Here is a 23918-nt window from a genome sequence, read left to right as displayed (position 1 = left end):
AAAAGCTAAAAAAAATGATAAAGAACGACCTATTTCTAAGAGCTTTAAAAGGAGAAACTGTTGAGCGTCCACCCGTATGGATGATGCGTCAGGCAGGAAGATATTTACCCGAATTCCGTGCGTTGCGCGACAAATACGATTTTTTCACCCGTTGCGAAACTCCGGAATTGGCTGCTGAAATCACCGTACAACCCATTCGTATTGTAAAACCGGATGCGGCAATTTTGTTCTCCGATATTTTAGTAGTTCCGAGAGCGATGGGCATTCACGTGGAATTGAAAGACAATTTAGGCCCAATTATTCCGGATCCAATCCGAACGATGGAGCAAGTGGAAAAAGTATTCATCCCGAATATCGAAGAAAGTTTAGGTTACGTGATGGATGCTATCAAATTGACCAAAGAAATGCTGAATGACGAAGTTCCACTTATCGGATTCGCAGGTTCGCCTTGGACGATTTTCTGTTATGCCGTGGAAGGAAAAGGTTCGAAAAGTTTTGACACCGCGAAAGGTTTCTGCTTTTCAAATCCGGTTGCTGCACACACTTTATTGCAAAAAATTACCGATACGACTATCTTATATTTAAAAGAAAAAGTAAAATCAGGAGTGAATGCCGTTCAGATTTTCGATTCGTGGGGCGGAATGTTATCGCCAACCGATTATCAGGAATTCTCTTGGAAATACATCAACCAAATCGTGGAAGCCTTAGCCGAAGAAACGGAAGTTATCGTTTTCGGAAAAGGATGTTGGTTTGCGTTAAACGAAATGTCGAAATCAAAAGCCTCAGCTTTGGGTGTGGACTGGACGTGTTCACCAAGAAACGCGCGTTATTTAACCGGAGGAAATATTACCCTTCAAGGAAACTTTGATCCGAGCCGTTTGTTATCCCCAATCCCAACCATCAAAAAAATGGTACACGAAATGATTGACGAATTCGGAAAAGACAAATACATCGTAAACCTTGGTCACGGAATTTTACCGAACATTCCGGTGGATCATGCGAAAGCGTTTGTTGAAGCGGTGAAGGAGTATAATCAGTAGGCAGTCGCAGTATTCAGTTAGCAGTAATGAAAGACCAATTTTATTCCTATATCCAAAATCTGCAAGACCAAATCTGCAAAGGTTTGGAAGATGTGGACGGTTCAGCCAAATTCCGTGAAGATTTATGGAATCGTCCCGAAGGGGGCGGCGGAAGAACGCGTGTGATTGAAAACGGCAACGTCTTCGAAAAAGGTGGTGTAAATATTTCTGCCGTTCACGGAAAATTACCCGACACTATGCAAAAAATGTTTGGTGTAGGCAAAGCTGATTTCTTTGCCTGCGGTCTGAGTTTGGTGCTTCATCCGAAAAACCCAATGGTGCCGACAGTTCACGCGAATTGGCGCTATTTTGAAATGTATGATGAAAACGGAACCATCATCAACCAATGGTTTGGCGGTGGTCAGGATTTAACGCCGTATTATTTGTTTGAAGAAGACGCGAAACATTTCCATCAGACTTGTAAAACCGCTTGCGACAAACACCATCCGGAATTCTATCCGAACTATAAAAAGAAATGCGACGAGTATTTTTGGAACGCACACCGAAATGAAGCGCGCGGTATAGGTGGTTTATTTTTCGACTATCTGAAGGAAACCGACACGATGAAAATGCAGGATTGGTACAATTTTGTAACCGAAGTTGGCAATTCGTTCCTGCAAGCTTATCTTCCAATTGTTGAAAAAAGAAAAGATTTACCGTATACCGAAGCCAACCGAACTTGGCAGGAAATCCGTCGTGGCCGTTATGTGGAATTCAATTTGGTACACGACAAAGGCACCTTATTCGGCTTAAAAACCAACGGAAGAATCGAATCGATTTTGATGAGCTTACCACCGCATGTGCAATGGGTGTACGACCATCATCCGGAAGCCGGAAGCCAAGAAGAAAAATTGATTAAAGTATTAGCCAATCCTATTGATTGGATTTAAAAATAAAAGCTATGTATCCATTACACAGAGGCCGAAGATTACGCGTCAACGAATCTATTAGAAGTTTGGTACGTGAAACCAGTTTAAGTCCTGCAGATTTCATGTTCCCGATGTTCATCGCAGAAGGGGAAAACGTGAAAGTGGAAATTCCATCGATGCCTGGTATTTTCCGTCGCTCGATAGATTTGACCGTGGAAGAAGTGAAAGAATTGTTTGCTTTAGGCATTCGCGCCGTGAATATCTATGTAAAGGTAAACGATAATTTAAAAGACAACACCGGAAAAGAAGCCTGGAATCCAAACGGACTGATGCAACAAGCCATTCGCGCCATCAAAACCGCTTGTCCGGAAATGATTGTAATGCCCGATGTAGCCTTAGATCCTTATTCAATTTACGGACATGACGGGATTATCGAAAACGGCGATGTGGCCAATGATGCAACCAACGATGCTTTGGTAAAAATGGCGGTTTCCCACGCACAAGCCGGAGCCGATTTTGTAGCACCAAGCGACATGATGGATGGAAGAGTTCTACGTTTACGCCAAGGTTTGGACGCTGCAGGTTTCCATAATGTAGGCATCATGAGTTATTCGGCGAAATATGCTTCAGCGTTTTACGGACCGTTCCGAGATGCGTTAGATTCTGCGCCAAAAGAAGCGGATGTCGAAGTACCGAAAGACAAAAAAACCTACCAAATGGATTACGCCAATCGTATCGAAGCCGTGAAAGAAGCTTTATGGGATGTGGAAGAAGGTGCCGATATGGTGATGGTGAAACCCGGAATTGCTTATTTGGACATTGTTCGGGAAGTAAAAGATGCTGTGGATGTTCCGGTGACGGTTTTCCACGTATCAGGAGAATATGCGATGATTAAAGCCGCTTCAGAAAGAGGTTGGCTCGACCACGACAAAATCATGATGGAGCAGTTAATGTGCATCAAACGTGCCGGAGCGAGTTTAATTTCCACTTATTTTGCTAAAGAAGCTGCGATTTTATTGAACAAGAAATAATGAAAAAAATAGTGTTACCGCTGGCTGCTCTTGTCCTTGTTGCCTGCAAAAAAGAAGAAGAAAAAGCCGCTTTATATCCGGAAATCAAAAAATCACCGGAAGAAGTTACACTGGAACTTGGTAAAGAAGTTTTCGACGGTAAAGGCATGTGCTACTCTTGTCACAAACCCGACCAAAAAGTAATTGGCCCGAGCATCGCTGATATTGCTAAAATCTACAAAGAAAAAGACGCCAGCATTACCGATTTCTTAACTGAAAAAAGCGGTCCAATTGTAGATCCGACACAATACAGTGTGATGAAAACCAATTTCGCTATCACCAAAAACCTTCCGGAAGAAGAGTTGAAAGCTTTGGAAACGTATATTCTTAGTTTTTCAAAAAAATAACACATTCAAGTCGTCTTCGGATGACTTTTTTGTTTTACAAAATGTAAAGTTTATTTGTCATTATGGAAATTTTATTTTACATTTGATACAATCATTTAAAATCAATCATCATGAAAACGAACTTTTTATTTCCGAATGCGCTTAAAAAACCAAGCCTTATTCTTTGGCTACTTTCTATTGTTGGGCTGATTTTTGTTTTGAACTTTAACGACAACGAAGCGGTTCAACTGCAAGCCAAAGTTTTTGCTTTAATGAACGACGAAGGTTTTAAAGGGCCTTTCTATTTCAGTTGGGCGACCAACAACATTCTTGATGAAATAACCATGTTGCTTTTTATCGTAAGCGGTTTGGTTTTTGCCTTTTCCAAAGAGAAAGTGGAAGACGAAATGGTTGCTAAAATCAGATTGGAAAGTTTGGTTTGGGCAACATATGTTAATTATGGTGTTTTAGCTTTTTGTATTCTTTTTATTTACGGATTGCCGTTCTTGAATGTCATGATGTACAACATGTTTACTTTATTGCTTTTCTTTATCATCCGTTTTCATTGGATGTTGTATAAATCTACTAAATTGGCAAACGATGAAGAATAATGTAAAAGTACAGCGCGCCATTGCTAATCTAACACAAGCGGAATTAGCCGAAAAAATCGGGGTGAGCCGACAAACCATCAACGCAATCGAAGCCGGGAAATATGTACCTTCTACGGTATTGGCTTTAAAGATGGCAAAGTTGTTCGAAAAATCCGTAAACGACATTTTTGAATTGGAAGCCGACGACTAATTTGCTATCTTTATCAGATGCAAACGGTTTTTATCAATACACCATTAGGAACTGCCAAAATCAAAGGTGATGAATTGGGCGTTTCAGTGATTTCCATTCTTCAGGAAGGGGAAATTTCAACTGAAATTCCTTTGGAACTGAAAGATGCCGTAAAACAATTACAGGAATACTTCGAAGGTAAACGCACTACGTTCAATTTTCCGATGAACCCGAAAGGCACCGATTTTCAGCAAAAAGTATGGAAAGCGCTTTTGGAAATTCCGTACGGGAAAACCACTTCTTATATGGATTTGTCCAAAAAATTAGGCGATGTGAAAGCGATTCGCGCCGTAGCTTCCGCCAATGGAAAAAACCCGCTTTGGATTGTGGTTCCCTGTCATCGCGTTATTGGTTCCGATGGCTCACTTACCGGTTATGCCGGTGGTTTATGGAGAAAGAAGTGGCTGTTGGAACATGAAAGTCCGGAGAAGCAACAAAGTTTGTTTTAATACTATGGCTAACCGTCTAGCCCTGATAGCAGCAACTACCTTGTAGTGCGGATAGCAGGAACATGGAAACCAAAAATTCCCGAACCAATCGCTTCAAAAAAATCCAAAACATAAGCTGAATTTGTGTAAATTCGTGCAACTCGCAGTTTAAAACACAGCCTATGAAATTCCTAAAAAGTTTTCTAAAATGGTTCCTGATTATTTTCGCCGGAATCATCATCCTGATGTACATTTTCGATGTCGATTACTTACTTCGCGCCGTTCGAACGATTTATTTCAGAGGCTACACTACGGCTTTTTTAGACGATTATACCCATTTTCCGAACCGCGAAATCAAAAAAGGAACCGCGCAGCCTTGGGCGATTGCCAAAGATTACAACTCCGTTCCCGCTACAGATGAATTAACAAAAACCCATAAAGAATTACAAACGGTAGCTTACCTCATCATCAAAAACGACAGCATTTGGCATGAAAGTTATTTTGATGGTTATGGTAAAAATTCCAAATCGAATTCGTTTTCGATGGCCAAAAGTGTGGTTTCGGCAGCTTTAGGAAAAGCGATTATGGAAGGCAAAATCAAAAGTTTAGACCAAAAAGTAACCGATTTTTTCCCGGAACTGAAAGGCGAATTTGCCAAAGAAGTAACCGTAGGCGATTTATCGTCGATGGCTTCCGGACTAAGTTGGGACGAGAAATACTACAGTCCGTTTTCCATTGTAACCCGCGCCTATTTTGACGACGATTTAAAGAAAGTAATTTTAGGCTTAGACGTAAAAGAAAAACCAGGGCAATCGTTCACCTATTTAAGCGGATCGACACAATTATTGGCGATGTGTATCGAAAAAGCTACCGGAGAATATTTATCAGATTATGTTTCCAAAAATTTCTGGCAACCAATGGGCGCTGAAAACGAAGCACTTTGGCAGTTAGACCACGAACCCGATGGCATCGAGAAAGCCTATTGTTGTATCGCCAGTAACGCGCGTGATTTTGCCCGTTTCGGAAAATTGTACCGCGATTTCGGAAAGTGGAACGGGAAGCAGATCCTTGACAGTACATTTGTCGCAAAATCGATTCAACCGAGATTTGCTGCAAGTCCGGAATACGGCTATGGCTTCTGGTTACATAAAATCAACGGCAAAAAATTATTTTACATGCGCGGTCATTTGGGACAATTTGTGATTGTCGTACCGGAAGACAATGTAATAATCGTTCGCTTGGGTCACATCAAAGGCTTACAAACCGAAACCGATCCGCACAGTGATGATTTATATGTGTATTTCAACGAAGCTTATAAAATGTTGGAAAAGAGAAAATAAATTATTTTATTTGTAATACTTTTCATATATAAACGAAATTATTTTTAATCGAAGCCATACCAATGATAGAAAAGATTAGCCTTGACAACATCCTCTTTCTGGACATCGAAACGGTGCCTGAAATTGAAAACTTCAGCGAATTAGACGCAAGCAAACAGGAACTTTTCGCGACCAAAACGCAATACCAAAGAAAAGACGATTTTACTCCGGAAGAATTTTACGAACGCGCCGGAATTTGGGCAGAATTCGGAAAAATCATCTGTATTTCGGTGGGGTATTTTACCTTGAAAAGTGACATTCGCCATTTTCGGGTGACTTCTTTTTTTGGAGAAGAAACTAAAATCCTGAAAGATTTCTCCAATCTACTCAACAACCATTTTGCGCACCCGCAACATATTTTGTGCGGTCATAATGCCAAAGAATTTGACTTTCCGTTTATCGCCAGAAGAATGCTGATTCACGGCATTCCAATTCCTCAAAAACTGAATTTATTTGGGAAAAAACCTTGGGAAGTTCCGCATCTGGACACTATGGAATTGTGGAAATTCGGTGATTACAAAACCTTTACTTCCTTAAAACTACTGACCAACGTTTTAGGAATTCCTTCCCCGAAAGACGACATCGACGGCAGCGAAGTGGGCAAAGTTTTCTACATCGACAAAGACATCGACCGCATCATTACGTATTGCGAAAAAGACGTGATTGCGGTGGCTCAGATTTTCTTAAAATTCCGACGGGAAGCGTTACTGATTGAAGAAGAAATCATTCACGTGTAACTTTTGCGAATCGTTGTGTTCTTTTCGGTGAATTACTTACATTTACGAAAAATATGACCTATGGTATTAAGCAGATTCTGGCTCGTTATCTTCGTTTGTTCCATCACCTTCATCATTGCGGGTTTGTTTACCAACCAATACTATTCCATCGATTATGTGTTGAACGGTAAGCAAGGTGAACCTCTTTTAATTGGGGAGAAATATTTAAACGATGTTCCGAAATTTGTTCAGGACAGTTTGCAGGCAGCGGAAAGTAAAGAATTTATAGTAGACAAAGTAACCACCGATGCCGATACCACGTATATCTACAACAAACAGACTGTAAAAATCTACAGCGGCAAACAACAAGCTGATGGTTTGTTACCGATGGCGAAAAGCAGTTTGCTCGATTTGATTATTCCGTTGATTGCCTATTTAGCCTTCTTCTGTGGTATCATGGAGCTATTGATTATTTCAGGTGCTTCCGAAAAACTGGCAAGCTATTTAAGTCCGGCTTTTGCTAAAATTTTCCCTTCGATTCCTAAAAACCACGAATCGATTTCGTATATGACGTTGAATTTTGCGGCGAACTTCCTCGGACTCGATTCTGCGGCGACACCATTCGGACTAAAAGCCATGGAAAAACTGCAAGAGATCAATCCGGATAAAGACAAAGCTAGCGATGCGCAAATCATGTTCATGACCTTACACGCAGCAGGTTTAACGTTGATTCCGACTTCTATCATTGGGTATCGCGCTGCTGAAAACGCTGCCAATCCTGCCGATGTGATGTTGCCTTGTATCATTACGTCTTTCGTGGGAACCATAGCAGCATTTATTTTGGTGGGAATCAAACAACGCATCAACTTTAAAAGTGCTTCGTTAATTGCCGGACTGATGGGATTAATCGGAGCCATCATCGGTTTACTGTTTTATGTAAACACCTTGGATTTAATCGGGAAAAATTATTTTACTGCCAATTTATCCGGAGTTTTATTGTTAGCGATTATCGGATTCACTTTAGTTTTTTCTTTCATTAACGAAAAGAAATTTACCCTAAAAAACACCAATATGTTCGACACTTTTGTCGTAGGTGCCAATAACGGATTAAAAACCGGTGTAATGATTTTCCCTTATGTGATGGGAATGCTAGTAGCGATTTCACTATTCCGAAACAGTGGTTTATTTGAATTAATCGGACAAGGGATTGCTTTCATCTTTTCACATTTAGGTGTTGGCAAAGAAATTATCGATTCGTTACCGGTAGCTTTGTTACGACCGTTTTCATCAGGTGGTTCCCGAGGTTTTATGATTGATGCGATGCGTACTTATGGCCCGGATTCCTTCGCCGGACGTTTGAGCTGTATCTTCCAATGCAGTGCCGAAACGACATTTTATGTAATTGCCGTTTATTTCGGTTCCGTAAACATTAAAGATACCCGTTACACCCTTTGGATGATGCTTTTGGTGGATCTGATTTGTGTTTTGACGGCTATTTTTGTGGCGAGTTGGTTTTTTTAATCTGATTTCGTTAAACGTTTTATGGCTAAATCATTTTTTTGTGTTTTACTTATTCTTATGCTTTTTTCATGTTCTAAAAATGAAGAAAATGATTTGTATGGGAATTGGTATTTTGACAAAGAACTTCCGTCAGAAAGACTGAAAGAGTATCCTAATCATTACGTGTCTAATCTAAGTTTTGAGATTTTAAAAGGCGGAAATATTAAATTCAAACAAGGCTTTTACCATTTTGTTTCTTTGCGCGCCAGCAAAACAGATTTTGTTCGATCATTTTATTACTTAGGAAATGAAACCAAGTACACTTTTAAAAACAATCTGCTAGTTTATCAAGATTTAACGAATAATGATTTAGACACGTTAACAATAGTAAATTTTAACGCTACTGAATTAATTATTCAAGATACTGAAAAACGGAAATATCTTTTAAAAAAGAAGGTACCTCAGATATTCAACCATAATTTTTCAGACTATGATGCGATTGTGGTTGAAAATGGCGCTTGTTTTGGCTCATGCCCAATAAATTCAACATACCTTCATAAAAATGGAGATTTTATTTTTACGGGAGAACAGCACAATACCATTAATGAAAATTTTTACTGTAAACTGAACGGAACTACTGTTTCTAAAATATTTCATGATTTTTCAAAAGTTGATATTAAATCACTAAACAACAACTATTTTAAGCCTGTAACCTGTTCAAAATCTACTTCTATTTCTTTCCTAAAAAATGGAAAAATAATCAAGACAATTAGAGATTATGCAGAAAGCGCCCCGATTGATCTGTTATTAGCTATGGAAGAATTAAGTTATTTATACCAAAAGGCTGAAGTCAACAATCTTGAAGACAATCTTTTTGATGCTGAACTGAAAATGGGCGGATTTAAAAACAACAAGATTAATTACAGATTAAATGATTCAGAGTTTTCCTATTTGCAAATTTGTTTAAACCGAGCTAAAAAAACTCAGACATCATTTACAGAAAAATACCGTCTTACTTTTATTGAACCACAGTTTGTATATAAAGAAGGAAAAATTAAAAACATCTTTACAGATGGTCGACACTATAAAATAAACTATTTAGACAACACAACCACGACTGTCGATTTAGGTTATAATTTCATTGAACAAAATCCAATTATTACCCAGAAGCGTATAGAGTAATCATTACTTAAATTGTAAATCCTTTTGCAATCTAAATTAGATTCATTCTATATCGAAGCGAATCAGACAATCACGTTTTCAGTCTTCAATTAGTTTCATTAAATTTACGCTCCAAAAAATTACTAAACCATGGACTTTCTATACCAAGACCCGTATCCGATTTTAAATGACGATACGCAATACCGAAAAATCACTTCCGATTACGTAAAAGTTGAACAATTAGGTGACCGTGAAATACTTACCGTTGATCCGAAAGCCTTGGAATTATTAGCCGAAGAAGCGATGAATGACGTTTCCTTTATGTTGCGTTCTTCCCATCTACAAAAGTTAAGAAACATCATTGACGATCCAGAAGCGACTGACAACGACCGTTTCGTAGCCTATAATTTATTACAGAATGCTGTAGTTGCTGTAGACGGACAATTGCCTTCGTGCCAAGATACGGGAACTGCCATTGTTATGGCCAAAAAAGGCGAAAGCGTGTACACCGGTGCCGATGATGGTGAAGCCTTATCCAAAGGAATTTTCAATACCTACCAAAAAAGAAATTTACGTTATTCGCAGATTGTTCCGATTTCGATGTTCGAGGAGAAAAACTCGGGCTCAAACTTACCGGCGCAAATCGATATTTATGCTAAAAAAGGAAATTCATATGAATTCTTGTTCTTAGCAAAAGGTGGAGGTTCTGCGAATAAAACGTTCTTATATCAGAAAACCAAATCGTTGTTGAACGAAAAATCCTTGGACGAATTCGTTCGCGAGCGCATCATGGATTTGGGAACTTCGGCGTGTCCTCCGTATCACTTAGCCATCGTAATTGGCGGTACTTCTGCGGAAGCAAATTTGGCTGCTGTTAAGAAAGCCTCTGCAGGTTATTACGACCATTTACCTACTTCCGGAAACATGGCTGGTCAGGCCTTCCGTGATTTGGAATGGGAAAAACGCGTACAGCAAATTTGCCAGGAAAGCCACATCGGAGCGCAATTTGGCGGAAAATATTTAACGCATGATGTTCGTGTGATTCGTTTGCCGCGTCACGCTGCTTCTTGTCCGGTTGGGATGGGCGTTTCGTGTTCGGCCGATAGAAACATCAAAGGAAAAATTACAAAAGATGGTATTTTTGTGGAACAATTGGAAACCAATCCGAAGCAATTCTTACCGGAAACGGCTCCGCATCTGGAAGAACCGATTACCATCGATTTGAACCGTCCAATGGCAGAAGTTTTAGCCGAATTGACCAAATACCCAATCAAAACGCGCTTGAAATTAAACGGAACCTTGATTGTAGCCCGTGACATCGCCCACGCAAAAATTAAAGAATTATTGGATGCCGGAAAACCGATGCCGGAGTACTTTAAAAATCATCCTGTGTATTACGCAGGGCCAGCAAAAACTCCGGAAGGCATGCCATCGGGAAGTTTCGGACCCACCACAGCCGGACGTATGGACGTGTATGTGGATGAGTTCCAAGCGGCTGGCGGAAGCATGATTATGTTGGCCAAAGGAAACCGAAGCAAAGCAGTAACCAATGCTTGTAACAAATACGGCGGTTTCTACTTAGGTTCGATTGGTGGACCAGCTGCCATCTTAGCCAAAGAAAATATCCTTTCCGTAGAAGTCGTTGATTTTGAGGAATTAGGTATGGAAGCCGTTCGAAAAATCACCATCAAAGATTTCCCGGCGTTTATTATTACCGATGATAAAGGGAATGATTTTTTCGAGAATTTGTAATCCGAACTAGTTACTATAAAAGAAAAGACCGTCTAAATTGACGGTCTTTTTTTATTCTACATATAGCACTAATCCTTTAAGATAATGTCCTTCCGGATGGTAAATGTTTGTCGGATGATCAGGTCCTTGCGATAATTTGTGTAACACGCGAATATTTCTTCCGGTCTCAATGGCTGCTGCTGCAATCGTATTGTAAAACAACACATCGTCGATTACTTGCGAGCACGAAAACGTAAACAAGATCCCTTTTGGAGCTAAAGCTTTCAACCCAGCGATGTTCAAACGTTTGTAGGCTTGCGTTGCGGTATGTTTGCTTTTGATACTTTTAGCAAAAGCCGGCGGATCTAAAACAATCAAATCGTATTGTTGGTTGTGCTCTTTCAGGAAATCAAACACATCAGACGCTACAGCTTCGTGGTTGCAATCGTCGAAGTTCAATTCCATGTTGCGTTCGGCTAAGGCTACTGCTTTTTCAGAAATATCCACTGAAGTTACCAATTCCGCTCCGGCGCTCATCGCATAAATCGAAAAACCTCCTGTATAGCAAAACGTATTCAAAACTCTTTTGCCATGTGCGTATTGTGCCAATAATTTTCGGTTGTCGCGTTGGTCTAAAAAGAAGCCTGTTTTTTGGCCTTCCACCCAGTTTACAGCGAATAAAATATTGTTCTCTTTGGCTACGGTTTCAGGTTTGTCGCCATGTAAAAAATAATCTTTTCCGGTATTCGGTAACGTTCCTGAACTTTTGCAATAAATTGTTTCGCAATTGTCTTTGAAAGTATTTTTAATGGCTTCGGCAATTTGTTCCATCTGAAAATAAATTCCGGAAGAATGCGCTTGCAAGACCCAGTTTTTATCGTAATAATCGATGATTAAGCCTGGAATTCCGTCGCCTTCTCCGTGAATTAAACGGAAAGCATTGGTTTCTTCCAGTTTTAACAATTTCAAACGCAATGCCCAAGCGGATTGTAGTTTATCAGCCCAGAAATTCGCATTAAACTCTTCTTTTCCGAAAGTCAGAATACGCACCACAATACTGCCGCGATCACTGAAATATCCGGTTGCTAAATGTTTGTTATTGGCATCCACCACATCAACCATTTCCCCATCGTTCAACTCCTGGCTTACACCGTAAACGGCTCCGCTAAAAACCCAAGGGTGACGACGTTGTACTGATTTTTCTTTTCCCGGTTTTAAAATTACTTTCGGATAACTCATATTTAATATCTGTTCAGAAATTACATTCTTTCTCGAACAATTCGCTCTAAGTTTTCTTTAATTGGAATAAAATCTTTCTTGTTTTCAAAATTTACTTTCCATTGAAATTTTTCATTCTGTGCTAATAAACCAGTACTTAATTTTCCTTTATGATTTTCAACCACATGGAAATACTCCTTAATTCCGTTCAATCTGCAATCGCTTACATCATTGTCATCCGGAATATCAATATAAAGTGTTGGAGTTCCCATAGATACACTTGGCAAAGCACAGTGAATTCTAGACGTTACCACATAATTAGCTTTAGCATATTTGCGTAATAAATCCTCTCCAAAAGCAAATATTTCGTCTTCGTTTTTAAACTGTTTTGCCGGAATAAAATGTTTTACATATTCAGCATTCATCAATACCTCATCTGTAAAAATTTGAGAATATGATTTATAAAACTGAACCGTTTTATACCAACTTTTCCAATTGTTCTCTTTCTTAAAGCGCTTACGAATCGTATTGATAGTGTTGTATTTAGAAAGCGCGATAAGAATTGTTTCTGTTTTTGCGGCAAATCCTTTGTGCTTCTTATAACGCGGATCTACAAAATACACTTTGTCTGAGTTTTCATCTGAGCTGTATGTGTTACCCAATGTCAAAGTCAAACAACCCGTATAATAAGCCTCGATTCCATGTTTTTTCATAAAATCAAGAGTGAAAAAATCACGACATCCTACAGGTTCATTTGCTTTGTAGAAAGCAAGTACTTTTGGATTATTGTCGAATTTGTTCTGAACCGTAACATTCAAATGATGTGAAACGATAATAGGCTTAATTTTTGGAGAAGGCGGAAAGTTTTCCGGACGCATCAAAAACCAACCGTTGAAAATCAACTTAAGTTCTTCCCCATCGTAACTGTCCAAATGCTCTCTGTCAACGTAAACAAAATTGTTTTTATCCTTTAAAAACTGTTTTGCAGCGATACTTTGAACATAATCTCCAATATTCAAACGTCCGTCTGTAAACTCAATTGTCATTAAACCTTCTCTCATATTTTTACTTTTTGTTTAATTAATTGCCATTTCTGGAATATCGCCTTCGATGATTAATTCGGCTTCTGTAGCTTGAATAACATCTTCAACCGAAACACCTGGTGCTCTTTCTAAAAGTTTAAAGCCTTTTGGTGTTACTTCTAAAACAGCCAATTCGGTTACTACTTTTTTGACACAGCCTACTCCGGTTAACGGTAGTGTACATTGTTTAAGGATTTTGGATTCTCCGGCTTTGTTCACGTGCATCATAGCTACGATGATATTTTCCGCAGAAGCTACCAAATCCATCGCACCGCCCATTCCTTTTACCATTTTTCCTGGAATTTTCCAGTTGGCAATGTCACCGTTTTCGGAAACTTCCATCGCTCCTAAAATCGTTAAATCTACTTTTTGAGCGCGAATCATTCCAAAACTGAATGCTGAATCAAAGAAACTTGCACCTGGTAAAGTGGTAATGGTTTGTTTTCCAGCGTTGATGATGTCAGCATCTTCCTCTCCTTCAAACGGGAAAGGCCCCATGCCTAAAACACCGTTCTCGGATTGAAATTCCACAGAAATATCTTCACGGACAAAGTTAGCCACCAAAGTTGGAATCCCAATTCCTAAATTCACGTAGTAGCCATCTTTTACTTCTTTGGCAATACGTTTTGCAATCTGATTTTTATCTAAGGCCATGATTAACTTCTTTGTCTTACGGTTCGTTGTTCAATTCGTTTCTCAAATTTCTCACCTTGGAAAATACGGTTGACCATAATTCCCGGAATGTGAATTTGGTTCGGATCTAAAGTCCCGGCTGGCACCAATTCTTCTACCTCAGCAATCGTTATTTTTCCAGCCCCTGCCATTGGTGCATTGAAATTACGCGCAGTTCCTTTGAAAATAAGGTTTCCGGCTTCGTCGCCTTTCCATGCTTTTACGATGGCAAAATCCGCTTGGTACGCCAATTCCATGATGTGCATTTTACCATTGAATTCACGTACTTCTTTACCTTCGGCTACTTCGGTTCCGTATCCAGCAGGTGTAAAAAATGCTGGAATTCCGGCTTGTGCAGCGCGGCATTTTTCGGCTAACGTTCCTTGTGGTGTTAATTCCACTTCCAATTCACCGCTCAACATCTGACGTTCGAATTCGGCGTTTTCTCCAACGTAGGAAGAAATCATTTTTTTAATCTGACGTTTTTGAAGCAATAGCCCTAGTCCGAAGTCGTCTACTCCGGCATTGTTGGAAATACAGGTTAGATTGGTCGTCCCTTTGCGAACTAATTCGGCTATACTGTTTTCGGGAATTCCGCTCAGTCCGAAACCACCCAACATGATGGTCATTCCGTCCTGAATTCCGTCTAACGCTTCTTGTACGTTATTTACTTTTCGGGTAATCATTTATTAATTTAGTTTGTGTTTGTTATCGTTTAAAAATCAAATTCTTCTGTAGTTGGTTCATCCACTTTTGTGGAATCTACAACTGCCTTTCTCGGTGTCCAGCAATCTACTTTTACGTTGAAATTCTCTGGTTTTTCAAAAGGTTTCTGAGAAACATTCAAGGATTTGTCTTCATAACATTTCTTCATAAAAATACCCCAAATCGGTAAGGCCATCGTTGCTCCCTGTCCCATATTGGTTTGTTTGAAATGCGCGGCTCGGTCTTCATTACCGACCCATACCCCGGCCGCTAAATTCGGCACCATACCAATAAACCAACCATCAGAATTGTTTTGGGATGTTCCTGTTTTACCGGCTATCGGATTTCTTAAATTATAGGGCACGCCTGTTACTCGTGCTGATTCCGGTGCGCTTCCCCAACGTAAACGGGAACCCGTTCCGTATTCGGTAACGCCTTCCATTAACTTAATCATGGTATACGCTACGTCTTTACTCATCACATCTCTAGATTCCGGTGTTGGCTGGTAAACAACAACTCCGTTTTTATCGACGATTTTTTCAATAACCTGCGGTTTCATATAAATCCCTTGATTGGCAAACGTACTGAATGCTGCCACCATTTGCTCAACCGTAATATCTACAGCTCCTAAAGCAATGGACGGCTGAACGGGAATATCCGAAGTTACACCTAACTTTTTAGTCATATCCACTACGGCATCTGGTCCTACTTTGTCAATCAATTTTGCCGAAACCGTATTGATAGAGTTCGCTAAAGCGGATTTCAGATTAACCATTCCACGGTAATTGCCGGTGGAGTTTTTAGGAGACCAATCAGCGTCAATTCCATAACGCCCTTTTGGCATCGTGAAAGGGGAATCGTAAATCGAATCACAAGGTGACATTTTTAACTGCTCAATCGCTGTTGCATATAAAAACGGTTTAAAAGTAGAACCTACCTGACGCGCTCCCTGCCCAACGTGATCGTACTGGAAGTGTTTGTAATTAATCCCTCCAACCCAAGCTCTTACATGACCAGTTTGCGGCTCCATCGCCATCATACCGGTTTGCAAAAAGTGTTTGTAATAGATGATGGAATCATGTGGTGTCATCAACGTATCTTTTTCCCCTTTCCAGGTAAAGATGGTCATTTTTGAAGGCACTTGGAACGATTTGACAATTTTATCTTCGTCGAAACCTTTCTCCTTCATAATGCGCCAACGCTCCGAATTTTTCATCGCGCGGGTAATAATCAGTTTGGTTTCTTCCGGTGTGATTCCTAAGAAGGGTGCATTCGGATTGTCTTTGGAACGCTTGTTGAATTCCTGCTGTAAATTCGCCAAATGATCGGCTACGGCTTCTTCCGCATATTGTTGCATACGGGAATCAATCGTCGTGTAAATTTTTAAACCATCACGGTAAATATCATATTCGCCATCGCCATCTTTTTTAGGATTTTCCTTCACCCATTTTTTCAAGAAATCACGCAGATATTCACGAAAATAGGTTGCAGTTCCTTCGATGTGGCTTTCTGCAACAAAATCTAATTTTATCGGTTTATCTTCTAATTGGTTTTTTTTGCTTTCTTCCAAAAATCCATTCTTCACCATTTGTCCTAAAACGACATTTCTTCTGCGTTTTGAATTTTCAGGATTTCGCTTAGGATTATAAGTCGAAGGTGCTTTAAGCATTCCTACTAAAACAGCGCCTTCTTCAATGCTCAAATCTTTAGGCTCTTTGTTAAAATACACTCGGGAAGCCGAACGAATCCCATACGCGTTACTAACAAAATCAACGGTGTTGAAATAGTGCGCAATGATTTCCTGTTTGGTATACTGACGCTCCAATTTGGTAGCGATAATCCATTCTTTGGCTTTCTGAACAATACGGAACAAAATAAATTTAGAACCTTCGCCATGGAAAAGATTTTTCGCCAGCTGCTGGGTAAGCGTACTCGCTCCTCCGCTACTTCCCAAACTTAAAGCGGCACGTAATGTTCCTTTGGTGTCGATTCCGGAATGCTCATAAAAACGCTCGTCTTCCGTTGCGATTAAGGCTTTTACCAAATGATCTGGTAACTCTGCGTATTTTACAGGAGTTCGGTTTTGAAGATAGAATTTACCGATGGTAACGCCATCTGAAGAAATAATTTCCGTTGCCACATTGGAATTCGGATTCTCCAATTCATCAAACGACGGCATGGAACCGAATAAACCCCATGAAGCAAAAAGGAAAAATAAAATTACCCCGCCAAAGCAGTAAAAAAACAGTTTCCAAAACTTCTTAACGTAAGGTGAAAAGTCGTCTTTTTTGTTGTTGATTTGAGCCATTGTTATTTTGTGTTTTCTATTCTAAAACCTATTTCTGAAATACCCGGCAGTTGTTCCATTCCGGCAACTTTTCCGGTTTCACGAACTGCTTGTTCGATGCTTACGACATACTTTCCGGGTTTGGAAAATTTCGCTTTTTCTTTGTACCATAACTTGCTTTCCTTTACATCGGAAAAACCGTCACCCATTAAACTTCCATCCGGATTTGCCATTTGGTATTCTAAGGTATCCACTTTGGTAACCCCATCGGGCTGCAGCATCGATACAATCAGAAACAAATTGTTAAACGGATAATCGTTATTGTTCCGAACGTTGACAAACATATTGTACTTCGTAACGGTGTCCTGTTGTTCAAACGTAAAGGCAATTTTTTGCTTTTGATGCCAAGAACCATCGATTTCGCGATACTCGTCAAAAACTCGTTTCTTATCACAAGAAAACAACGATATCGAAACTGCTAAAGCAAATAAAAATCCGCTATTCTTTAGGCGTGTTGTTGTCATTCGAAGGTCGGTTACGGTTCGGTTTGTATCTCTTTTTGTTTCGTTTTGGAGCGTCAGATGAAGCTGCTCCTGTTGTATCTTTTGGTTCTGTCTTTTCCGGTCGCTCTCTACGTTCCGGTCTTTCTGCCCTTGCGGTTTTATCGTTTTGCGGTCTTTCCGGTTTATCCGATTTTTCCACTGTGGCGCCGGTACGTTTTTTATTGTTGTTCGGACGTTTCTTTTTCTTCGGCTGATCGAAACGGGTTAAACTGTCCTGTCCTACCACATTTTGAAAATTCTTTTCTGCTGATGGTGTATCTTCCACAGCAAAATCTTCCAGCGAAGCAACCTTTTTCTTCTCTTTGTTCAAGGCTACAATTTCTTTCACCTGATCAACTTTCAACGTATGCCAATGCGCAAAATTATCAGTATACGCAAACCACATTAAGCCTTTGAAAATGTCTAATTTTTGACAAACCGCATCCCCTTTTTCAGTGTACAATTTGGTGTCCATTTCCGGAAAACCTTTTAAAGCATCCAAATAGGTATCCAATTCGTAGTTCAAACAACATTTCAGTTTACCGCATTGTCCGGCTAATTTCTGTGGATTTAAGGATAATTGCTGATAACGCGCTGCCGAAGTATTCACACTTCTGAAATCGGTTAACCAGGTCGAACAACACAATTCGCGTCCGCAAGATCCAATTCCGCCTAAACGCGCTGCTTCCTGACGGAAACCAACCTGTTTCATTTCAATACGGATGCTGAATTCTTTCGCAAAATCCTTAATCAACTGACGGAAATCGACACGGTCATTCGCTGTATAATAAAACGTCGCTTTCGATGCATCGCCTTGAAATTCGATGTCGGAAATTTTCATTTCCAGTTTTAATGCAATCGCAATTTCACGTGCACGCACTTTCATCGGTTCTTCCTTGTCGCGGGCTTCGCTCCAGATGTCGATGTCTTTTTGGGAAGCTTTGCGGTATACTTTCGGCACTTCGCCTTCCGGATTGACCGCTTTTTTCTTCATCTGAACTTTTACCAATTCCCCTGTTAAAGTAACAATTCCGACGTCGTGTCCCGGAGAAGCTTCCGTAGCAACAATGTCACCAATGGACAACGTTAATTTTTCGGTGTTGCGGTAAAATTCTTTTCTTCCGTTTTTGAAACGCACTTCCACACAGTCGAAAGGCTCTTGTCCTCCCGGCAAATTCATGTTGGAAAGCCAATCGAAAACCGTTAATTTATTGCAGCTATCGGTGCCGCAAGTCCCGTTATTTTTACATCCGCGCGGTGTTCCGTCCTTGGAACCCGTTGAACAGTTGGTACATGCCATAAATTTGAATATATAGTGGTCGTCCGCCAGAGCGAACTACTTTGTTCGTAATTAAGTTTTGTGTGTAAAGATAGCATTTTTTAATTGCAATGCTACAATCTGAAAAGTTGTAATCGTCTTAAATTTTGCAAACAAAAAAACCTGCTCCATTATCAAAACGCAGCAGGTTTAGTATTAGTATTTTAGAACGACGATTAGTCTAAAATCTTATATAATTTATCCGATAAACGAACTCGGAAAGGTACGGCAAACGTAATTTTATCCCCTTTTGTGGCAACAGCATTTTCCTGTCCGTTAACACGCATGGCTTCTACAATCAACTCCTGATTTCCGGTGGTTGGTCCGGCGATTAAAATTTTGTCTCCGATTTTAATTTCGTTGTGGGTTAGTGAAAACTGCGCCACACCGGCTTTTGTGAAATAATGTTCCGCAGTTCCTAAAATCGTTTTTTTGGTTTTGATGCGCTGACGGATGTTTTTCGGCGCTTCCTCATCGGTGGCAATGGCTAAAGAAATCCCTTCTAAAACGCCCGATTTTTTAAATTTAAGCGATTCCGATTTTCCTTTGCGGAAGATTTTATTCCCAACCTGAATACCTTTGCGTTTCTGAATTTGCTCTACCAATGACAAGTGTATAGTTTCCTGACAGTCGTCGGAACAACAATGCTCCATTTTCTCAGCACATTCGTCACACTGAATGAATAACAAATGACAAGCATCGTTCGCGCAATTCGTATGATTATCACATGGTTTTCCACATTGATGGCACTGCGCAATGATATCGTTGGTAATTCTTTCCCCCAAACGGTGATCGAATACGAAATTCTTTCCGATGAACTTGCTTTCCAAACCTTCTTCCTTGATTTGTTTAGCATAGTTGATGATGCCGCCTTCTAACTGGTACACGTTTTTGAAGCCTTGGTGTTTGAAATACGCCGAAGCTTTTTCGCAACGGATACCTCCGGTACAATACATCACCAGGTTTTTATCTTCTTTGAAATCTTTCAGTTGTTCGTTGATAATCGGTAAGGATTCGCGGAAAGTTTCCACATCCGGTGTAATCGCGCCTCGGAAATGCCCAACTTCACTTTCGTAATGGTTTCTGAAATCTACCACTATCGTATTTGGATCGTCTAAAATGGCGTTGAAACCTTTAGCATCCAAGTGAACACCTTTGTTGGTAACGTCGAAAGTGGCATCGTTCAAACCATCAGCTACAATTTTATTACGAACTTTTACCGTTAGCTTTAAAAAAGAATGGTCGTCGTGTTCTACCGCTACATTCAATCGGATTCCTTTCATGAAATCGTAAGCTTCTAATGTATCGCGGAAAGCTTCGAAATTTTCAGCAGGGACAGACATTTGCGCATTAATCCCTTCTTTAGCCACGTAGGTACGGCCAAGCGCATCCAGCTTATTCCAGGCTACAAATAAATCGTTACGAAATTGTTGAGGGTCTTCAATATGCGCGTACTGGTAGAAAGACAAAGTCAAACGCTGCTGACCGGCTTGGTCGATTAGCTCTTTTCTTTCTTCTGCGCTTAAGGTGTTATACAGTTGCATGCTATAAACGTTAAGTGAGAATTTACAATAAGTTTCGAACTCTAATTGGAAGAATTCGGGGCAAAGGTACATCTTTTAAAATAATTTCAAAATCTATTGACTATCAGTTGGTTAAAAATATTTTGTCGAGTTACTAACAACTTTGTTCAAACTCAAAAAAAAGCAGTATTTTTAGCAAAAAATATAAACCATGAGTTCAGAGAAAGAAGCAAAATTAAAAGCCTTACAATTAACCTTAGACAAGTTGGATAAAACCTACGGAAAAGGTACCGTAATGAAGTTGGGTGATGCTGCAGTAGAAGAAGTAGACGCTATTCCGTCGGGTTCCTTAGGAGTAGATTTAGCGCTTGGCGTTAACGGCTATCCACGCGGAAGAATCATAGAAATTTACGGACCGGAATCTTCGGGTAAAACCACCTTAACCTTACACGCCATTGCTGAAGCTCAAAAAGCGGGAGGCTTAGCTGCCTTTATCGATGCAGAACATGCTTTCGACCGTTTTTATGCGCAAAAATTAGGAGTTGATATCGACAACTTAATCATTTCACAACCGGACAACGGAGAACAGGCGTTGGAAATTGCCGAGAACCTAATCCGTTCGGGAGCGATTGATTTGGTAGTAATTGACTCGGTTGCTGCTTTAACACCGAAAAGCGAAATTGAAGGCGAAATGGGTGATTCCAAAATGGGATTACACGCGCGTTTGATGTCACAAGCACTTCGAAAATTAACCGCTACTATTAATAAAACGAACTGTACTGTTTTCTTCATCAACCAATTGCGTGAGAAAATCGGGGTAATGTTCGGAAATCCGGAAACGACTACCGGAGGTAATGCGTTGAAGTTTTATGCTTCCGTTCGTATCGATATTCGTAAATCGACTCAAATTAAAGACGGTGAAAGCGTATTGGGTAACCGTACGAAAGTGAAAATCGTTAAAAATAAAGTGGCGCCACCTTTCCGTACGGCAGAATTTGACATTATGTACGGCGAAGGAATTTCAAAAACCGGTGAAGTTTTAGATTTGGCAGTGGAATTTGAAATCATCAAAAAAAGCGGTTCTTGGTTCAGCTACGGTGATACCAAATTAGGACAAGGTCGTGATGCCGTGAAAGCGTTGATTAAAGACAATCCGGAATTGATGGACGAATTGGAACAAAACATCAAAGAACATATCAAACAGCAAAATGCTTAATTTACAAACCCGAATATTTTTTCGGGTTTTTTTTATCTACAACGCAACCTTTTTAATTTTTTGTATCTTTTAAGAAATGAAGACGTTATAAGTACCACATGAAGAATTTATTTTATATATTAATTGGTCTTGTTTTTACCTTATCTTCTTGTTCTTTAGACGATGGTAAAGAAGATGTGAGCTATGAGTTGTTACCGGTAAATCAAGTTGTAATGCCTGAATCATTCAAAGCGAACAAGGAAAATCCAATTGAAATAAAATTTATCAGACCGACAAGTTGTCATGCTTTCAATAGTTTTTACTATGATAAGACCGGTAACATCAGGACTGTTGCTATAGAATCAATAATCTACACTAATAACGGTTGTGAACCTTTAACAGTAGATAATATAGCAGTACAAACCCTTAATTTCAAACCGGAAACTGCAGGAGAATACACCTTCAAATTCTGGCAAGGGAAAGACGATAATGGTGAAGATATTTTTCTCACCTATGATATTATTGTACAACCATAACCATTAACCGATTTGGGAATTGAACAAATAATACATGGCTGTCAAGACAAAAATGTAGTTGCTCAGGAGCAGCTATACAGATTGCTTGCACCTAAATTATTTGGAGTTTGTTTGAAGTATTCCCGAAATCAGGTTGAAGCAGAAGATAATTTACAAGACGGATTCTTATTGATTTTTGATAAAATCCATCAGTTTCAGTTTAAAGGGTCTTTTGAAGGCTGGGCGAAAAGGGTAGTCATTAACAATGTGTTGCAAAAGTATAGGACCGAAGGTGTTTTTGAGATAGTACACGAGAATATTCCTGATGTCCCGATGGTTGAAGTGGATGAGGAATCCGTTTCAATGGATTATCTGATTAATATCATTCAACAATTGCCCGACCGGTATCGGCTTGTTTTCAACCTTTATGTTATAGACGATTACTCGCATAAAGAAATTTCAGAAATGTTGAACATTACCATCGGAACTTCAAAATCGAATTTGGCACGAGCCCGAATGATTTTAAAAGATAAAATAGAAACACAACAAGCAAATCATAAACTTCCAACAGCGAAATGAGCGAAAGACAAGACATAGACAGACTCTTTCAGGAAAAATTCAAAGACTTTGAAGCTGCTCCGTCCGATAAAATTTGGGCGAACATTCAACGTCAGATGAATAAAGAAGAAGAAGAAGAAGGAAAAAAAGAACCGGTTCTTTTGCCGTTATGGTTAAAAGTTTGCGGCGTTGCCGCTGTTTTCCTTATTGGTTTTTCGGTAGGAAACAGTTATTTATTCAATCCTAAAAACAAATCAATCGATACAACAGACGGAGTGGCTTCAGAAACTAAAAGCAAAACTGAAACTATAAATTCTACAACGAACTCTTCTGTTTTAGAAAATCAACTTAATTCTCAAAACAACAATTCTTTAGTTAACAGCGAAGAATCAAACAATACTATCGTTTCTAAAAAACAACTAAACGAAATTACAGCTTCAGAAAAGACAACTTCTTCTGAAAACAATATTAAAAACAGTTGGAAAGGAACAAATTTAAACAACCCTTCTTCACAACAAGCAACAGCTTCTGTTGAAAGAAAAAAAGCAGTACAATCTTCTGCCAACTTAAAAGAAAACAATACGATTAACACTACTAACAGCGTAACTTCTGTAAGTGAAAAAACAACGATTACCAATACTGGAAATCCGTCTATCCTTAACAATGCAACTGCTGAAGAAAAAATTGCTGCCGCGAACAACAATGGCATTGCAAATACAAATTCTGACGCTAAAAACACTTCGGAACTTGTGAAAGAAAACAGTGCCGATTTATTATATCAAAACAACAAATCAAAAGTTGCCTTTGAAGTGGGCAAAGAGCGTTACAGCAATTTATCCGACCGAGGCATTCAGGCAAAAAATCCGAACAAAAGCAATCCAGTTTTCGCAAACAATCAATCGGCAGTAATTGTAAAAGACGAAAAATTACTTAAGAAATCGACTTTACCTAAAACCCTTGGTATTACAACTGTAGATTCTTCGCAGTTAGCTAACGGGAAAGAAAACCCGTTGGACAAGCTTTTGAAAGAAAAAGAAGAAAAAAACAAGAAAGAAGACAGTAAAGCAACAACAAACAGCAAATGGGTTGTCAGTTCCAAAGCAACTCCTGTTTTCATGGGTGCCAGTGGAAGCAATTCGACTTTAGACAGTCAATTTGACAACAACAGCAGAAATTACAAAACCACTTTCAGCTACGGCATGGG

General features: G+C 39.6%; 24 protein-coding genes. 16 read left to right on the top strand and 8 right to left on the bottom strand.

Annotation, left to right across the window (positions count from 1 at the left end; translation table 11 throughout):
- Nucleotides 1-14 precede the first annotated feature (14 nt).
- The 12 genes from hemE to RUH60_RS05175 all read left to right on the top strand — a co-directional run bounded on the left by hemE (nt 15) and on the right by RUH60_RS05175 (nt 11120).
- Complete coding sequence (gene hemE / locus RUH60_RS05230; protein ID WP_313806137.1) at nt 15-1040, top strand: uroporphyrinogen decarboxylase; 1026 nt, start codon at nt 15-17, stop codon at nt 1038-1040.
- Nucleotides 1041-1066: 26 nt separating this feature from the next.
- On the top strand, nt 1067-1969 hold the full coding sequence (gene hemF / locus RUH60_RS05225; protein WP_313806135.1) for an oxygen-dependent coproporphyrinogen oxidase: 903 nt from the start codon (nt 1067-1069) through the stop codon (nt 1967-1969).
- A gap of 11 nt (nt 1970-1980) precedes the next feature.
- A complete protein-coding gene (hemB, locus tag RUH60_RS05220; protein ID WP_313806133.1) occupies nt 1981-2979 on the top strand; it encodes a porphobilinogen synthase in 999 nt (332 codons plus the stop codon).
- Nucleotides 2979-3365, top strand: a complete 387-nt coding sequence (locus tag RUH60_RS05215) for a c-type cytochrome (RefSeq protein ID WP_313806131.1) — start codon at nt 2979-2981, stop codon at nt 3363-3365. The genes hemB and RUH60_RS05215 overlap by 1 nt, the downstream gene beginning before the upstream one ends.
- 110 nt (nt 3366-3475) lie before the next feature.
- Nucleotides 3476-3955 (top strand): hypothetical protein, encoded by a 480-nt coding sequence (locus RUH60_RS05210; protein WP_313806129.1) that lies wholly within the window; start codon nt 3476-3478, stop codon nt 3953-3955.
- The gene (locus RUH60_RS05205; RefSeq protein ID WP_313806127.1) at nt 3945-4145 is read left to right on the top strand and encodes a helix-turn-helix transcriptional regulator; all 201 of its coding nucleotides are present in this window, start codon (nt 3945-3947) and stop codon (nt 4143-4145) included. Before RUH60_RS05210 ends, RUH60_RS05205 begins: the two co-directional genes overlap by 11 nt.
- A gap of 17 nt (nt 4146-4162) precedes the next feature.
- Nucleotides 4163-4633, top strand: coding sequence for a methylated-DNA--[protein]-cysteine S-methyltransferase (locus tag RUH60_RS05200; protein ID WP_313806125.1), 471 nt, complete (start codon nt 4163-4165; stop codon nt 4631-4633).
- Nucleotides 4634-4794: 161 nt separating this feature from the next.
- Nucleotides 4795-5952, top strand: a complete 1158-nt coding sequence (locus tag RUH60_RS05195) for a serine hydrolase (RefSeq protein WP_313806123.1) — start codon at nt 4795-4797, stop codon at nt 5950-5952.
- A gap of 62 nt (nt 5953-6014) precedes the next feature.
- Nucleotides 6015-6728 (top strand): 3'-5' exonuclease, encoded by a 714-nt coding sequence (locus RUH60_RS05190; protein WP_313806121.1) that lies wholly within the window; start codon nt 6015-6017, stop codon nt 6726-6728.
- Nucleotides 6729-6788: 60 nt separating this feature from the next.
- Nucleotides 6789-8228, top strand: coding sequence for a nucleoside recognition domain-containing protein (locus RUH60_RS05185; RefSeq protein ID WP_313806119.1), 1440 nt, complete (start codon nt 6789-6791; stop codon nt 8226-8228).
- A 21-nt stretch (nt 8229-8249) separates the two neighbouring features.
- Nucleotides 8250-9389, top strand: a complete 1140-nt coding sequence (locus RUH60_RS05180) for a DUF6438 domain-containing protein (protein WP_313806117.1) — start codon at nt 8250-8252, stop codon at nt 9387-9389.
- Between the two features lie 129 nt (nt 9390-9518).
- Nucleotides 9519-11120, top strand: a complete 1602-nt coding sequence (locus tag RUH60_RS05175) for a fumarate hydratase (RefSeq protein ID WP_313806115.1) — start codon at nt 9519-9521, stop codon at nt 11118-11120.
- Between the two features lie 51 nt (nt 11121-11171).
- On the opposite strand, the gene RUH60_RS05170 is transcribed toward RUH60_RS05175, so the two are convergent.
- The 8 genes from RUH60_RS05170 to RUH60_RS05135 all read right to left on the bottom strand — a co-directional run bounded on the left by RUH60_RS05170 (nt 11172) and on the right by RUH60_RS05135 (nt 20467).
- The gene (locus RUH60_RS05170) at nt 11172-12338 is read right to left on the bottom strand and encodes a class I SAM-dependent rRNA methyltransferase (RefSeq protein WP_313806113.1); all 1167 of its coding nucleotides are present in this window, start codon (nt 12336-12338) and stop codon (nt 11172-11174) included.
- A gap of 20 nt (nt 12339-12358) precedes the next feature.
- Nucleotides 12359-13378 carry a polysaccharide pyruvyl transferase family protein gene (locus RUH60_RS05165; protein ID WP_313806111.1) on the bottom strand — a complete coding sequence of 340 codons (1020 nt, stop codon included), beginning with the start codon at nt 13376-13378 and terminating at the stop codon, nt 12359-12361.
- 15 nt (nt 13379-13393) lie between these two features.
- Complete coding sequence (locus tag RUH60_RS05160) at nt 13394-14053, bottom strand: CoA transferase subunit B (protein ID WP_313806109.1); 660 nt, start codon at nt 14051-14053, stop codon at nt 13394-13396.
- A 2-nt stretch (nt 14054-14055) separates the two neighbouring features.
- The gene (locus RUH60_RS05155) at nt 14056-14757 is read right to left on the bottom strand and encodes a CoA transferase subunit A (protein ID WP_313806107.1); all 702 of its coding nucleotides are present in this window, start codon (nt 14755-14757) and stop codon (nt 14056-14058) included.
- Nucleotides 14758-14786: 29 nt separating this feature from the next.
- A complete protein-coding gene (locus RUH60_RS05150) occupies nt 14787-17084 on the bottom strand; it encodes a PBP1A family penicillin-binding protein (RefSeq protein WP_313806105.1) in 2298 nt (765 codons plus the stop codon).
- Between the two features lie 2 nt (nt 17085-17086).
- On the bottom strand, nt 17087-17587 hold the full coding sequence (locus RUH60_RS05145) for a gliding motility lipoprotein GldH (protein ID WP_313806103.1): 501 nt from the start codon (nt 17585-17587) through the stop codon (nt 17087-17089).
- Nucleotides 17562-18905, bottom strand: a complete 1344-nt coding sequence (locus tag RUH60_RS05140; protein ID WP_313806101.1) for a regulatory iron-sulfur-containing complex subunit RicT — start codon at nt 18903-18905, stop codon at nt 17562-17564. Before RUH60_RS05140 ends, RUH60_RS05145 begins: the two co-directional genes overlap by 26 nt.
- Nucleotides 18906-19099: 194 nt before the next feature.
- A complete protein-coding gene (locus RUH60_RS05135) occupies nt 19100-20467 on the bottom strand; it encodes a rhodanese-related sulfurtransferase (RefSeq protein ID WP_313806099.1) in 1368 nt (455 codons plus the stop codon).
- Between the two features lie 190 nt (nt 20468-20657).
- Between RUH60_RS05135 and recA the strand changes: the two genes are divergently transcribed.
- The 4 genes from recA to RUH60_RS05115 form a co-directional block, all read left to right on the top strand.
- The gene (gene recA, locus RUH60_RS05130) at nt 20658-21662 is read left to right on the top strand and encodes a recombinase RecA (protein WP_313806097.1); all 1005 of its coding nucleotides are present in this window, start codon (nt 20658-20660) and stop codon (nt 21660-21662) included.
- Between the two features lie 98 nt (nt 21663-21760).
- Nucleotides 21761-22177, top strand: coding sequence for a hypothetical protein (locus tag RUH60_RS05125; protein WP_313806095.1), 417 nt, complete (start codon nt 21761-21763; stop codon nt 22175-22177).
- Nucleotides 22178-22189: 12 nt separating this feature from the next.
- Nucleotides 22190-22735, top strand: a complete 546-nt coding sequence (locus RUH60_RS05120; protein ID WP_313806093.1) for a sigma-70 family RNA polymerase sigma factor — start codon at nt 22190-22192, stop codon at nt 22733-22735.
- Nucleotides 22732-23918, top strand: a 1187-nt coding sequence (locus RUH60_RS05115) for a hypothetical protein (protein ID WP_313806091.1), incomplete at its 3' end; no start/stop codon positions are given. The genes RUH60_RS05120 and RUH60_RS05115, both read left to right, overlap by 4 nt.

Origin of the sequence: Flavobacterium sp. (assembly GCF_032153895.1) — a bacterium.
In the GTDB taxonomy this organism is placed as follows: Bacteria; Bacteroidota; Bacteroidia; order Flavobacteriales; family Flavobacteriaceae; genus Flavobacterium.
The sequence above is the reverse complement of the archived record's forward strand: the minus strand, read 5'-3'. Positions and strand labels throughout refer to the sequence as shown.

Excerpts from the sequence above, each read along its gene's own strand:
- hemE (WP_313806137.1), top strand. The coding sequence starts at position 15 with ATGATAAAGAACGACCTATTTCTAAGAGCTTTAAAAGGAGAAACTGTT.
- hemF (WP_313806135.1), top strand. The coding sequence starts at position 1,067 with ATGAAAGACCAATTTTATTCCTATATCCAAAATCTGCAAGACCAAATC.
- hemB (WP_313806133.1), top strand. The coding sequence starts at position 1,981 with ATGTATCCATTACACAGAGGCCGAAGATTACGCGTCAACGAATCTATT.
- RUH60_RS05215 (WP_313806131.1), top strand. The coding sequence starts at position 2,979 with ATGAAAAAAATAGTGTTACCGCTGGCTGCTCTTGTCCTTGTTGCCTGC.
- RUH60_RS05210 (WP_313806129.1), top strand. The coding sequence starts at position 3,476 with ATGAAAACGAACTTTTTATTTCCGAATGCGCTTAAAAAACCAAGCCTT.
- RUH60_RS05205 (WP_313806127.1), top strand. The coding sequence starts at position 3,945 with ATGAAGAATAATGTAAAAGTACAGCGCGCCATTGCTAATCTAACACAA.
- RUH60_RS05200 (WP_313806125.1), top strand. The coding sequence starts at position 4,163 with ATGCAAACGGTTTTTATCAATACACCATTAGGAACTGCCAAAATCAAA.
- RUH60_RS05195 (WP_313806123.1), top strand. The coding sequence starts at position 4,795 with ATGAAATTCCTAAAAAGTTTTCTAAAATGGTTCCTGATTATTTTCGCC.
- RUH60_RS05190 (WP_313806121.1), top strand. The coding sequence starts at position 6,015 with ATGATAGAAAAGATTAGCCTTGACAACATCCTCTTTCTGGACATCGAA.
- RUH60_RS05185 (WP_313806119.1), top strand. The coding sequence starts at position 6,789 with ATGGTATTAAGCAGATTCTGGCTCGTTATCTTCGTTTGTTCCATCACC.
- RUH60_RS05180 (WP_313806117.1), top strand. The coding sequence starts at position 8,250 with ATGGCTAAATCATTTTTTTGTGTTTTACTTATTCTTATGCTTTTTTCA.
- RUH60_RS05175 (WP_313806115.1), top strand. The coding sequence starts at position 9,519 with ATGGACTTTCTATACCAAGACCCGTATCCGATTTTAAATGACGATACG.
- RUH60_RS05170 (WP_313806113.1), bottom strand. The coding sequence starts at position 12,338 with ATGAGTTATCCGAAAGTAATTTTAAAACCGGGAAAAGAAAAATCAGTA.
- RUH60_RS05165 (WP_313806111.1), bottom strand. The coding sequence starts at position 13,378 with ATGAGAGAAGGTTTAATGACAATTGAGTTTACAGACGGACGTTTGAAT.
- RUH60_RS05160 (WP_313806109.1), bottom strand. The coding sequence starts at position 14,053 with ATGGCCTTAGATAAAAATCAGATTGCAAAACGTATTGCCAAAGAAGTA.
- RUH60_RS05155 (WP_313806107.1), bottom strand. The coding sequence starts at position 14,757 with ATGATTACCCGAAAAGTAAATAACGTACAAGAAGCGTTAGACGGAATT.
- RUH60_RS05150 (WP_313806105.1), bottom strand. The coding sequence starts at position 17,084 with ATGGCTCAAATCAACAACAAAAAAGACGACTTTTCACCTTACGTTAAG.
- RUH60_RS05145 (WP_313806103.1), bottom strand. The coding sequence starts at position 17,587 with ATGACAACAACACGCCTAAAGAATAGCGGATTTTTATTTGCTTTAGCA.
- RUH60_RS05140 (WP_313806101.1), bottom strand. The coding sequence starts at position 18,905 with ATGGCATGTACCAACTGTTCAACGGGTTCCAAGGACGGAACACCGCGC.
- RUH60_RS05135 (WP_313806099.1), bottom strand. The coding sequence starts at position 20,467 with ATGCAACTGTATAACACCTTAAGCGCAGAAGAAAGAAAAGAGCTAATC.
- recA (WP_313806097.1), top strand. The coding sequence starts at position 20,658 with ATGAGTTCAGAGAAAGAAGCAAAATTAAAAGCCTTACAATTAACCTTA.
- RUH60_RS05125 (WP_313806095.1), top strand. The coding sequence starts at position 21,761 with ATGAAGAATTTATTTTATATATTAATTGGTCTTGTTTTTACCTTATCT.